General features: G+C 56.8%; 16 protein-coding genes. 6 read left to right on the top strand and 10 right to left on the bottom strand.

Annotated elements, in window-relative coordinates; translation table 11 throughout:
• Window positions 1-152: 152 nt before the first annotated feature.
• On the bottom strand, window positions 153-836 hold the full coding sequence (locus JL015_RS18380; protein ID WP_201019450.1) for a hypothetical protein: 684 nt from the start codon (window positions 834-836) through the stop codon (window positions 153-155).
• Window positions 837-849: 13 nt separating this feature from the next.
• Window positions 850-1,053: a hypothetical protein gene (locus tag JL015_RS18375; RefSeq protein WP_201019449.1), complete on the bottom strand. Its 204-nt coding sequence runs from the start codon at window positions 1,051-1,053 to the stop codon at window positions 850-852.
• A gap of 434 nt (window positions 1,054-1,487) precedes the next feature.
• Between JL015_RS18375 and JL015_RS18370 the strand changes: the two genes are divergently transcribed.
• Window positions 1,488-2,030: a hypothetical protein gene (locus tag JL015_RS18370; protein ID WP_201019448.1), complete on the top strand. Its 543-nt coding sequence runs from the start codon at window positions 1,488-1,490 to the stop codon at window positions 2,028-2,030.
• Window positions 2,031-2,056: 26 nt separating this feature from the next.
• On the opposite strand, the gene JL015_RS18365 is transcribed toward JL015_RS18370, so the two are convergent.
• Together JL015_RS18365 and JL015_RS18360 are read right to left on the bottom strand one after the other, a co-directional pair.
• Window positions 2,057-3,031: a hypothetical protein gene (locus tag JL015_RS18365; protein WP_201019447.1), complete on the bottom strand. Its 975-nt coding sequence runs from the start codon at window positions 3,029-3,031 to the stop codon at window positions 2,057-2,059.
• 25 nt (window positions 3,032-3,056) lie between these two features.
• Complete coding sequence (locus JL015_RS18360) at window positions 3,057-3,323, bottom strand: accessory factor UbiK family protein (protein ID WP_201019446.1); 267 nt, start codon at window positions 3,321-3,323, stop codon at window positions 3,057-3,059.
• Between the two features lie 421 nt (window positions 3,324-3,744).
• On the opposite strand from JL015_RS18360, the gene glnK reads away from it, so the two are divergent.
• The 4 genes from glnK (at window position 3,745) to sutA (ending at window position 6,554) form a co-directional block, all read left to right on the top strand.
• A complete protein-coding gene (gene glnK, locus JL015_RS18355) occupies window positions 3,745-4,083 on the top strand; it encodes a P-II family nitrogen regulator (protein WP_002555808.1) in 339 nt (112 codons plus the stop codon).
• 33 nt (window positions 4,084-4,116) lie between these two features.
• Window positions 4,117-5,454, top strand: a complete 1,338-nt coding sequence (locus tag JL015_RS18350) for an ammonium transporter (RefSeq protein ID WP_198729352.1) — start codon at window positions 4,117-4,119, stop codon at window positions 5,452-5,454.
• Window positions 5,455-5,696: 242 nt separating this feature from the next.
• On the top strand, window positions 5,697-6,122 hold the full coding sequence (locus JL015_RS18345; RefSeq protein ID WP_201001086.1) for a secondary thiamine-phosphate synthase enzyme YjbQ: 426 nt from the start codon (window positions 5,697-5,699) through the stop codon (window positions 6,120-6,122).
• Between the two features lie 99 nt (window positions 6,123-6,221).
• Window positions 6,222-6,554, top strand: coding sequence for a transcriptional regulator SutA (gene sutA / locus JL015_RS18340; protein WP_025257954.1), 333 nt, complete (start codon window positions 6,222-6,224; stop codon window positions 6,552-6,554).
• An 84-nt stretch (window positions 6,555-6,638) separates the two neighbouring features.
• Here sutA and JL015_RS18335 read toward each other — a convergent pair whose 3' ends face one another.
• The 6 genes from JL015_RS18335 to lptM are packed head-to-tail and all read right to left on the bottom strand — an operon-like array spanning window position 6,639 to window position 11,209.
• Window positions 6,639-7,328: an HAD family hydrolase gene (locus JL015_RS18335; protein WP_201019445.1), complete on the bottom strand. Its 690-nt coding sequence runs from the start codon at window positions 7,326-7,328 to the stop codon at window positions 6,639-6,641.
• Window positions 7,321-8,220 carry a tyrosine recombinase XerC gene (gene xerC, locus JL015_RS18330; protein WP_201001090.1) on the bottom strand — a complete coding sequence of 300 codons (900 nt, stop codon included), beginning with the start codon at window positions 8,218-8,220 and terminating at the stop codon, window positions 7,321-7,323. Before xerC ends, JL015_RS18335 begins: the two co-directional genes overlap by 8 nt.
• Before the next feature lie 2 nt (window positions 8,221-8,222).
• Window positions 8,223-8,957: a DUF484 family protein gene (locus JL015_RS18325; RefSeq protein ID WP_201001092.1), complete on the bottom strand. Its 735-nt coding sequence runs from the start codon at window positions 8,955-8,957 to the stop codon at window positions 8,223-8,225.
• A 13-nt stretch (window positions 8,958-8,970) separates the two neighbouring features.
• Window positions 8,971-9,801: a diaminopimelate epimerase gene (dapF, locus tag JL015_RS18320; RefSeq protein ID WP_201019444.1), complete on the bottom strand. Its 831-nt coding sequence runs from the start codon at window positions 9,799-9,801 to the stop codon at window positions 8,971-8,973.
• Window positions 9,802-9,805: 4 nt separating this feature from the next.
• Complete coding sequence (gene lysA, locus JL015_RS18315) at window positions 9,806-11,053, bottom strand: diaminopimelate decarboxylase (RefSeq protein WP_201019443.1); 1,248 nt, start codon at window positions 11,051-11,053, stop codon at window positions 9,806-9,808.
• Between the two features lie 9 nt (window positions 11,054-11,062).
• Window positions 11,063-11,209 carry an LPS translocon maturation chaperone LptM gene (gene lptM, locus JL015_RS18310; protein ID WP_038399723.1) on the bottom strand — a complete coding sequence of 49 codons (147 nt, stop codon included), beginning with the start codon at window positions 11,207-11,209 and terminating at the stop codon, window positions 11,063-11,065.
• Between the two features lie 217 nt (window positions 11,210-11,426).
• Between lptM and cyaY the strand changes: the two genes are divergently transcribed.
• Window positions 11,427-11,759, top strand: coding sequence for an iron donor protein CyaY (gene cyaY / locus JL015_RS18305; RefSeq protein ID WP_025257960.1), 333 nt, complete (start codon window positions 11,427-11,429; stop codon window positions 11,757-11,759).
• The last annotated feature ends 2 nt before the right edge of the window (window positions 11,760-11,761 follow it).

The following is an 11,761-nucleotide window of genomic DNA, read 5'->3' as shown; positions in this document are numbered from 1 at the left end:
ACAGGTTTTTTGGGGGGCTAGAAGGGAACTTCTACTGTTTGTGTCGGGGGAGTAGGTTTTCCTGGGCGTGTTTTTCATGAGTGGTAATTGAGCAAGCGTCAACGCTCCACGCTTAGGCTCGCCCAAAACCTGTCATTCTACACGTAGCGGTTCTATGGCTTTGCTACCTCAGCCGGCGCTGGGGGGGGTTGCAGTGCAATAGTCGGCTCGGCTAATGGTTTATGGTAACCCAGCATTGCGTAGATCATGGCCACAGTGCAGACGAGCAGCGTAGCTCCCATCATGAAATAGTTACGCACCTCTCGATTGGTCTTGGTCAACTGCCTTACTAGATCATCGCGGTTGTCTTCAAGCTCCTCGTACGTAATGCGAAGATTTTCGAGGTGCGCTGAGCATTCTTCATAGTAGTCAGCTCGTTTCTGCTTTTCTTCCTTGGATTTAGAGAGCAGCTTCTGCGCAGCTTTGATTCGTTTACGGAGGTCCGAGTAGTGCGGAATGACATCCTTGATGGCTACACCTGCGAAGTCATTTTGGAATTTCTTGATCAGCTCTAATTGGTTGATGATCCCCGCTTCTACGGCATCATAGATGGCTCGTTTACAGTGATTTTCAGCTTTGCTTAGCTGCGTTTCAGGAGCTTCCCCGGTTCCTGCCAAATACTGGGCCATGTGATAGCCAGCGTAGCGCAGCTCATTTATCGCGGGAATGGACAGCTCGCCATTGAGGTTTTCGACCAGCTTGATCTTGTTCTCGGCGAGTTGGAATAGGCGCACCAATTCATGGGCGTGTGCGCGCTGATCCAACTCCTGCACATCAGGAAGGGACAAGTTTGTCACGATGTAAGCTTTCTCAGAACGAATGGAGAGCGAGCTGGCGCTTGCGAGCTTCGAGTTTGTCTGCCGTCATGTATCGGCCGCGCTGCAGATTCACATTGCCCCGAGCATAGGAACGAACAATTTTATGCGCCACGACAGCATCTGCTTCAATAGAGCGCTTCTCGGGTATGGGGGCAAAGGTAGGGAGCAAAGCCCTAAGTAGCATCTTGAACCACATTCTATGATCCTTCCTTTGAATAATTCGGCTGACGCTCCTCAATGAGCGTAGTCAGAGTGACATTTTGGAATTAATGATATCATTTTGATATTGAGAAATCCAAAAAACGCCCTTATTGTAGGGATGATTTTCATCGAACTCCATCTCCAACTGATTTTTGGCAAAACTATTGCAAATACATCTGTATAGCTTTGCCTCATCACGCCAATCATCCGCCCTTAAAAGGCAATCGCACAATCATAGATGAGATTGACAGCGGTCGGTTCCATTTCTGGACCACGCCAGCAGAAGATCCTCTGCATGTGCTGAGCCCGGCGCGCGGTAGAAGCCGTGTAATCACGATAGCATTTACTCCCCCCGTAAATTCTTCTGAACACCCACCCCCCACACAGGTCACTCTCCATTCAAGGCAACCCGCATGGAGACCACCGCTCTTGCCAAGAATTCTGACTTCCCAAACCACAGACACAACCTCCAACGCCACCGAACACGATGCCAAGATGTTCGGCTCCCCGAAGGACCGTCTGGATTTCTACCGAAAGGAGATCCAGTACGAAACCACCATTCTGGCCAACCGAACGGATGCCTATCTGACCGCGCAATCCTTTCTGGTGATCGCTTTCGCTTCTTGTATGGCAAACCTCAATCCGGAGTGGGGCAAGCTGTTCACGATGTTTGTGCCGCCGTTTCTGGCGTTGTTGGGGGCGTTGAGTTCGTTGAATGCCTGGCCGGGGATTCGTGCGGCTTATGACATCATCGATCATTGGCATTACAAGCAAAGCGAGTTGCTGCGCAGTGAGCCTATCATGGGAATAGCGTATGACGAATCGCCGCTGTTCAATGAACATGAATCGACGCACAAGGGGTATCGCAAGGCGCTGCTCTTTTCGATGCGTACGCCCTGGATTTTTGCAGTTTTCTGGATTCTGCTCGGCGGTTGGGCTGTTTTTATTCAGGTGGTGGGTTTTGCCGGATAGCTTTGATCAATCCCTTGCTCTGACTTTCAAAACCAATCGGGAAAGTATTGCTCGTAGTTTCTTTTGCGTGGCGATCGATCACCCGGTTTCAGTCTGGCGCGCCATTCGCGATAGGCGATATTCAGGCGTGAACGCCTGAGAAACTCCTGCAGGTTACGCTGGCTCTTCTCTTCTGTTTCCTTGAAAAAAAGGTCTTCCCGGGCTTCCTGCTTTTCTCTTTCACGAGGCCAGTTTCGTTCTACGTGATCAATCCATTCACGCAGAATGAAGCTATCGGCTCTTTGCACCACGAAGTGGACCTTGGGTGTGTCGCTGGTCACTTCTCCGCCATCCTGTTCCAGTGCTTCTTTTACAAAGCCGACGAGGCCATAACGTTCGGTGTCCGACCAGAACACCGGCCCTCCGCTCATGCCACTCAGCTTTGTAATGGGAGGCAGTGCGTCGAGATCGCTGTAAAAGGTAACGCTGTGATGCTTGCCATCAGCGCCATTGCCTTCTGCGATGGCTCTTACAAAACCCATGCTCAGATTGGTGTTGCCTGACTTGTCTGACACATCCCTTTTTTCGGCAGTCGGGAATCCTGTTGCCATGGCGTAAGGCAGGGGCCAGACAGGATCATGTTCCGGGATCACGAATGGCCGTTTACCAATACTCAGGACATAAGCTTCGTCGATTGGAGTTATAGCGATATCGGGCTGATTATTCGCGAAGTCCAGCGGCGCAGATATAAATGGGCCTTTGATCGTCAGCCCCTTGTTTACCGGGCAGAAGTAACGAAGGGGTTGATAGCTCTCGGCTGCCTTGCGAGCAAGAGAATCCACTACATGCTTGGCGGTGACGGCGTAGCACTTATTGCCATAGCGAATAAATGTGACCGTTCCCGTCAGGTCGTCTGGCTGTGGAAGGAAGCCACGATGCCCGAATTCCAGCCTGTGCAGCGCCAGGGTCGCTGAATGAGCCTTGGCGCCGTCAAGGTCATCGTGAAATTGAAACGTTGCCATGCATCCCTTCTTATCGCTCCAGACGTCAGTCGTCCCGGCCGCTGGCCCCGATCTTTTCTTCCATCTGCGCCACCTTGGCCTCCAGCGCCTCAAGGCGAGCCCGCGTGCGGGCAAGGACGGCCATCTGGCTGTCGAACTCTTCGCGGCTGACCAGATCCAGTTTGCTGAAGCCGCTTTGCAGCAGGGCCTTGAACTGGGTCTCGAATTCGTTGCGTGGCAGTGGGGTTTCGCCGTTGAACAGGCGGGAGGCGTGGCCGCTCAGGGCGTCGAGGAAAGCTTTGGGCGCGAGCATGATGTTTTTCCTGAATCAGATGGGCGGCAGTGTAGCACGCAGCGTCTATAGTCATTTTCAGTGCATTGGCGATGCACAGTTATTGAGCGTCGGGGCGTGCACGAGTGCACTGTAGTTGTGCGTTGTTCGGTGGCCGATAGGGTTTTCACGGCTGAAAAAGTGCTCAAGGCCCTGTATTTGATGAATATTCAGGAGATGGCAAGCTTTCTGCTTAATGGCTTGTGACCCATGCACTGATGCAGTCGCTGTGACGAATGCAGTGCGGCAGGCGGAGCGGGGATGTGTTTCGTCAGAAGCGGTTTTCTGGAGTTGGTCTGGCCTTTAACCGGCGGCCGACACGTTACAAAGCCAGGCACTGCGCTTAGACTTGAGTCGGGTTTGTTTTCCTGGGGCAAGTCCACCAATTCGGGAGAAAGTTTTCATGAAGCTAGTCACTGCCATCATCAAGCCGTTCAAGTTGGACGACGTGCGCGAGTCGCTGTCCGAAATCGGCGTGCAGGGCATCACTGTTACCGAGGTAAAAGGTTTCGGTCGCCAAAAGGGACACACCGAGCTGTATCGCGGTGCTGAATACGTAGTCGACTTCCTTCCAAAAGTGAAGATCGACGTCGCTATCGATGACAAGGATCTGGATCGTGTCATCGAGGCCATCACCAAGGCTGCCAACACCGGCAAGATCGGGGACGGCAAAATTTTTGTTGTGAATCTGGAACAGGCTATACGCATCCGTACCGGCGAAACCGATACCGACGCCATTTAAGCCGCCAAACCCCACGCCCCAGGAGTAAACAATATGACTCTGCGTCAATTCGCAGGGCTAGGAGCCCTGTTGTCCCTCGTAACCCCTGGCCTTGCCATGGCGGCAGACGAAGTGGCAGCCCCTGTTCTCAACTCAGGTGACACAGCCTGGATGCTGACAGCTACCGCTCTGGTACTGTTCATGACCATTCCGGGTCTTGCCTTGTTCTACGGCGGCATGGTCCGCTCCAAAAACATTCTTTCCGTGATGATGCAGTGCTTCGCTATCACTGGTCTGATCAGCATCCTGTGGGTCGTTTACGGCTACAGCCTTGCGTTCGACACTACTGGTATGGAAGCTGGCGTCGTCAACTTCAACTCCTTCTTCGGCGGTCTGGGCAAGGCGTTCCTGGCGGGCATCACGCCTTCCAGCATCACCGGTTCTGCGGCCCTGTTCCCTGAAGCAGTGTTCGTCACCTTCCAGATGACCTTCGCCATCATCACTCCGGCCCTGATTGTCGGTGCTTTCGCAGAACGCATGAAGTTCTCCGCGATGCTGATCTTCATGGGTATCTGGTTCACTCTGGTCTACGCGCCAATCGCCCATATGGTCTGGGGCGGCGTCGGTGGCCTGATGTGGGACTGGGGCGTTCTGGACTTCGCTGGCGGCACGGTCGTGCACATCAACGCCGGTGTGGCTGGTCTGGTTGCCTGTCTGGTGCTGGGCAAGCGTAAAGGCTTCCCGACCACTCCGATGGCTCCGCACAACCTGGGTTACACCCTGATCGGTGCTGCCATGCTGTGGATCGGCTGGTTCGGCTTCAACGCCGGTTCCGCTGCTGCTGCAAACGGCACTGCCGGTATGGCCATGCTGGTTACCCAGATCGCTACCGCTGCTGCTGCTCTGGGCTGGATGTTCGCCGAGTGGCTGACTCACGGCAAGCCAAGTGCTCTGGGTATCGCTTCGGGTGTGGTTGCCGGTCTGGTTGCCATCACTCCGGCTGCCGGTACTGCCGGCCCGATGGGTGCCCTGATCATCGGTCTGGCCTCTGGCGTGATCTGCTTCTTCTGCGCTACCAGCCTGAAACGCAAGCTGGGCTACGATGACTCCCTGGATGCATTCGGCGTTCACGGTGTCGGCGGTATCGTCGGCGCGATCCTGACTGGCGTGTTCGCTGCTCCTGCGCTGGGCGGTTTCGGTACTGTGACCGACATCGGCGCTCAAGTCTGGATTCAGTTCAAGGGCGTAGCCTTCACCGTCATCTACACCGCAATCGTGACCTACATCATCCTCAAGGTGCTGGACGTTGTCATCGGTCTGCGTGTGACTGACGAAGAAGAGTCCGTGGGTCTGGACCTTGCGCAACACAACGAGCGTGGCTACAACTTGTAATCAACCGTAGCTGCAGAAAAATGCCCGGTCTCCCCGGGCATTTTTTTTATCCTGACTTTGTGAACCATCCGCGCATTAGAGCTTCCATTGTCTGTGTCGTTAGCGATGATTGCGGCTTGTCGTGGCAGTGGCCTTAATGCTGTCATGGGCATGATCGTTAACTTGTGGATCAGCTTGTTTATTGCGCGCTTTGCTTTTTTCTCAGTCGAGTTAGAATGCGCGCCGAACGTGCGGAGAACGGTATGTGGCATCAATCCAGAATCACCCTCCGGGCAAGGCCTCGCGGGTTTCATCTGGTGACGGACGAGATACTGGCAGGCTTGCCTGAGCTGCGTGGTTGTCGAGTCGGATTGCTGCATTTGTGGCTGCAACATACCTCGGCCTCGTTGACCGTCAACGAGAATGCCGACCCGGCGGTACGTCGTGATTTCGAGCGCTTTTTCAGCCGTCTGGTCCCAGAGGGTACTGACGGATATGAACATAACGACGAAGGTCCTGACGATTTGCCGGCGCATTTCAAGGCCAGTTTGTTAGGCTGCCAGTTGGTTTTACCGGTAACGGCTGGGCGATTGGCGTTGGGCACCTGGCAAGGTGTTTATTTGGGTGAGCATCGAGAGGTTGGCGGTGCTCGCAATGTTCTTGCAACCCTTCAGGGTGAATGGACATGACCACTGTTTTCAGTGGTTGTTGAATTTTTTCCGACAGCCTTCGATTTTTGAGGCTGTTGGGCTATAACTAATCTGCTTTCGCAAGTCATGAGGTAGAACATGAGCGACGACGACAACGATAACGACGATCTGGTAGACGATCTGGAAGGTGAGGAAGACGGCGAGGAGCTTGCTGCTGCTCCTGAAGACGACGCTGCCGACTCTGATGATGGTGCTGAAGTCTCGGCTACACCTGCCAAGGGCAAGTCCAAGGCTGCTGTTTCGGTCGATGAGCTGCCCAGCGTAGAAGCCAAGAACAAAGAGCGTGATGCTCTGGCCCGTGCGATGGAAGAATTCCTCGCTCGTGGTGGCAAGGTGCAGGAAGTGGAGGCCAATGTGGTCGCCGATCCGCCCAAGAAGCCAGACAACAAATACGGTAGCCGCCCTATCTAAGGGGGCAATGACTGTATGAGAAAAAGCCCGCTGTCGCTGCGGGCTTTTTCTTGGGCGATGGTTTTGTAGGAGCGAATTAATTCGCTACAGTCGCTTCAGGATCTCGGGCAACTGGTTCAGGTTGTCAATCTCTGCATCGGGCAGTCTGTCGGCTTCCCAGGTCTTGCCTTGCGGGTTGTACCAGATGGCTCGCATGCCGGCGCGCTGCGCGCCTTCTATATCGTCGCTGGGGTGGTCGCCGATATGGACGGCGTTGCTGGCGTCGCTGTTGCCACGTTTGAGCGCTTCCAGAAACGGCGCGGGATCGGGTTTGCCGATGCCCAGGTCTTCGGCGCATAGCGCGAAGGTGAAGTAGTCCGCCAGACCCAGGCGACGCACATCGGCATTGCCGTTGGTAATGACGCCCAGGGTGAAGGTCTTGGCGAGGATTTCCAGGGTCGGTTGCACCTCTGGGAATATCTGCACCTGATGCCGGGCATGCAGGAACACTTCAAAACTCTTTTCGGCCAGGTCCTGTGCTTCGCAGGAGCCGTATCCTGCGTCTTGCAGGGCATGAAACAGTACCCGTCGTCTCAGGGCGCTGATGCGGTGCTTGAGGGTCGGCTCGGCTTCGACCAGGCGTGAGCGGATTTCCCACAAGTGTTCGATCGGCAATGGTCCGAGCCTGGGCGCATGCTCGCCCAGCCAGTTGCGCAGTACCGTTTCGGCACTGGCGATGGCCGGGGCCGTGTCCCATAACGTGTCATCGAGATCGAAAGTAATGAGCTTAATCATCGGCAGATCCTTTGCGTCTGGCGCGGGGGTGGGCGCTGTCGTACACGCTGGCCAGATGTTGAAAGTCCAGGTGGGTATAGATTTGTGTGGTCTTGATGTCGGCATGGCCGAGCAGTTCCTGCACGGCGCGCAGGTCCTGCGAGGACTCCAGCAGATGGCTCGCAAATGAGTGACGCAGCATGTGCGGGTGCAGGTTTTGTCCCAGCTCTCGTTCTCCGGCGGTCTTGACCCGCTTCTGGATCGCTCGTGGGCCAAGGCGTTTGCCTTGCTGGCTGACGAATACTGCGTCGTCCTGCGGGTTGGCCAGGGCGCGCAGGGGCAGCCAGGTTTCCAGTGCCTGACGGGCTTTGCTGCCCACCGGAAGCACGCGCGTCTTGCTGCCTTTGCCGAGCACCTGGACCAGTCCGTCGCTCAGGTCCAACTGGTCGAGGTTCAGGCTCGTAAGCTCCGACAGTCGCAGCCCTGAGGAATACAGCAGTTCAAGGATGGCCTGATCGCGATGAGCCAGAAAATCATCCTCGACTGCGCCATCGAGAAGTTGCGCGGTGCGGTCGGTGTCGAGGGTCTTGGGCAGTCGCCGCTCGCCTTTGGGAGGCGCAAGACCATTGGCGGGGTCGTGCTCGCACAGGCCTTCGCGGCACAGATATTTATAGAGCCCACGCACTGCCGACAGCATGCGCGCCAGGCTGCGTGAGGACTGGCCTTGCTGATGCTGGCGGGCAATGAAGCTGCGCAGGTGCTGGATATCCAGGTCCACCCAGCTTGAGATATTGGCTTTCTTGCTGAATTCGAGGACTTTGTTCAAGTCGCGCCGGTAGGCTTCCAGCGTATGGGGCGACACCTGACGCTCACTGCGCAGGTGAGTGCAGTAGGCGTCCAGATGCTGTTCCATGCCTAGCGAACCGAGCGTAGCGAGTGAGTGAAGCGTGGCAGCAAGCGGCTCAGCACGTCAGCGATATAGCTGAGGAACAGGGTGCCGACCGAGCTTTTATAGTGCTGTGGGTCGCGGCTGCCGATGGCGAGTACACCGTGCAGGCCCAGATGATTCAGGGTCACGATTGCGGTGGAGCCCACTTCCTTGCTTTGTTCGTCGCCGAACAGGAAGGTCAGTTCATGCTCGCGCAATGCGCCGCACACTGTTTTCTCGCCAATCAGGCCGCCAATGGCTTTCTGTGCGTCGGCACTGCTTACCCAACGGCCGACCGGCATGGGGTTGTCACTGAACAGGACAAGGCTGACAAAAGGCACCTTGAACTCCTGACGCAGGCTGTCTTCCACCGCAATGATGAGTTCATCCAGGCTGGTGGCGTCCATCATGGCGAGGTTGAGGCGCCGGGTTTTCTCGAACAGACGATCGTTGTCGCGGGCAACATCCATCAACTGCGAGAGTCGATGACGCATTTCGATATTGCGTTCACGCAGCAATTTGAGCTGACGCTCGACCAGCGAGACAGTATCGCCGCGCTGGTGAGGGATACGCATCGACACCAGTAACTCGTCGTGTTCGGCGAAGAAGTCCGGTTGTTTGAGCAGGAAAGCGATAACCGCCTCTGCTTCAAGGTTTGGCACTGCGCTATCGGCAGGCGATTCGCTGGTGTTGCTGGTTGAAGCCGGAGGCTGATCGGTCATCGCATTTGCTCACTCATAGACGAACTTGGCCTTCGTAAACCCGTACTGCCGGGCCAGTCATCATGACAGGATGCCCAGGGCCTGCCCACTCGATGGACAAGCGCCCGCCGGGCAAGTCGATCAACAGAGGTGAATCCATCCATCCCTGGCTGATGGCTGCGACGGCCGCAGCGCAAGCGCCGGTGCCGCAGGCCTGGGTTTCCCCTGCGCCGCGCTCCCAGACGCGCAGTTGCGCACGCTGGCGATCGATGACGTGAAGAAAGCCCACATTGACCCGTGCCGGGAAGCGCGGGTGATGTTCGATCTTCGGACCCAGTTCATGCACCGGCGCACCGTTGATGTCGTCCACCCGCAGGACCGCATGGGGGTTGCCCATGGAAACAGCGGCCAGCTCGACGTTCTGCCCGTCGACATCGACGTCGTAGCTCAGCGCCTGGGCAGGAGCCGTGAACGGAATCTCTTGCGGGGTCAGGCGTGGCGGCCCCATGTCGACACTGATCTGCCCGTCGTTGCGGACATCCAGCTCGATGATGCCGCTCTTGGTCTCGACACGGATCTGGCGTTTGGCTGTCAGGCGCTTGTCCAGCACGAAGCGGGCGAAGCAGCGGGCACCGTTGCCGCACTGCTCCACTTCGGAGCCATCGGAGTTGAAGATCCGATAACGGAAATCCACGTCCGGATTGCTGGGCGCTTCGACGATCAGCAACTGGTCGAAACCGATGCCGGTGTGGCGGTCGCCCCATTGTTTGGCGTGCTTGGGCAAGATATGAGCGTGCTGACTCACCAGGTCCAGGACCATGAAGTCATTACCCAGCCCATGCATCTTGGTAAAACGCAGCAGCATGGGTTTACTCCGGCAGCAGGCTTTCGCCAGCGAACAGCTCGGTCACGGTTTCGCGACGGCGCACTTCAAAGGCTTGTGAACCATCGACCAACACTTCGGCAGTACGGCCGCGCGTGTTGTAGTTCGAGCTCATGACAAAACCATAGGCGCCGGCCGAGTGAACAGCCAGCAAATCGCCTTCAGCCAGAGCCAGTTCGCGGCTCTTGGCCAGAAAATCACCGGTTTCGCAGATCGGGCCGACGATGTCATAGGTACGTGCTGCGCCATCGCGTGGGCGCACGGCAGTGACATCCATCCAGGCCTGATACAGCGCCGGGCGAATCAGGTCGTTCATGGCCGCATCGACGATGGCGAAGTCCTTGTGCTCGGTGTGCTTGAGGTACTCGACCTGAGTCAGCAACACGCCCGCATTGGCCACGATGAAGCGGCCCGGCTCGAACATCAGCCCCAGGTCACGCCCGGCAAGGCGCTCGCGCACGGCCTTGATGTAGTCAGCCGCCAGCGGTGGCTCTTCATCGCGATAACGAACGCCCAGGCCGCCGCCCAGGTCGATGTGACGCAAGTGAATGCCGCAGTCGCCAAGACGATCCACCAGATCGAGCAAGCGATCCAGTGCATCGATGAAGGGTTCCAGAGTGGTCAGTTGCGAGCCGATATGGCAGTCGACACCCAGCACTTCGAGGTTCGGCAACTGCGAGGCGCGAACGTAGACGTCTTCGGCGTCCGCGATGGCGATGCCGAACTTGTTCTCTTTGAGGCCCGTGGAAATGTACGGGTGAGTGCCTGCATCCACGTCCGGGTTGACGCGCAGGGAGATCGGCGCACGGACATTCAGCTCGGCAGCCACGACTTGCAGGCGTTCGAGTTCGTCAGTGGACTCGACGTTGAAGCAATGCACGCCGACTTCAAGGGCGCGGCGCATGTCGTCTCGGGTCTTGCCGACGCCGGAGAATACGATCTTTTCGGCTTTGCCACCGGCTGCCAGCACACGCTCCAGTTCGCCACGGGACACGATGTCGAAACCGGCGCCCAGACGCGCCAGGACATTGAGTACGCCCAGGTTGGAGTTGGCTTTTACGGCGAAGCACACCAGATGCGGCATGCCGCTCAGGGCGTCGGCGTAGGCACGGTATTGCGCTTCGATGTGAGCGCGGGAGTAGACATAGGTCGGCGTGCCGAAACGCTCGGCAATGGCAGACAATGCTACTCCTTCCGCGAACAGCTCACCGTCGCGGTAGTTGAAGGCGTCCATGTAATTCCCTTAAAGATGCTTGTGCGATTGCGATTTGGCTTGTTCGTCGGATGATTTGGTGTCATCAGGCAGGTAGAGCGGGCCTTTCTGGCCGCACGCAGTGACAAGACAAGCGACCGCGACGAGCGCAGCAAGCGAAGAGATCAGGCGCTTCATGGCGAAATCCTTTGTAAAAGCATTAATTGCGCCCGAGTATACCGGCCACCCGGCGGCTTGCCTATGCAGGTGCCCACCCGTCCGGCGGGCCTTTGACGTTATCGTTACATATGAGCTGCTGCAGGGCGCGTCTGGCGGGTATGTTTTGCATTTGCCGTGCGGCGTCCGTATCTTGCGACCCTGTGCCATAAGCAGATATTTTTTCGAGGTTCCCGTAATGAGTTTGACCGAAGCCCGCTTTCACGATCTGGTGGATGCTACCCAGCAAGCGCTGGAAGACATTTTCGACGAGAGCGATCTGGACCTGGACCTTGAAAACTCTGCTGGCGTACTGACCGTAAAGTTCGAGAACGGCACTCAGCTCATTTTCAGCCGCCAGGAGCCATTGCGTCAGCTCTGGCTGGCAGCGCGCTCGGGCGGCTTTCATTTTGACTACGACGAAGAAACCAGCCGTTGGGTGTGCGACAGCAGCGACGAGTTGCTGAGCGAGATGCTGGTACGCATCACTCAGGAGCAGGCTGGCGTCGAGCTGGATTTCGACGAGATCTGACC

Source organism: Pseudomonas cichorii, from assembly GCF_015471405.1.
Taxonomy (GTDB): domain Bacteria; phylum Pseudomonadota; class Gammaproteobacteria; order Pseudomonadales; family Pseudomonadaceae; genus Aquipseudomonas; species Aquipseudomonas serbiensis.
This window is presented reverse-complemented; position numbering and strand designations above follow the sequence as displayed.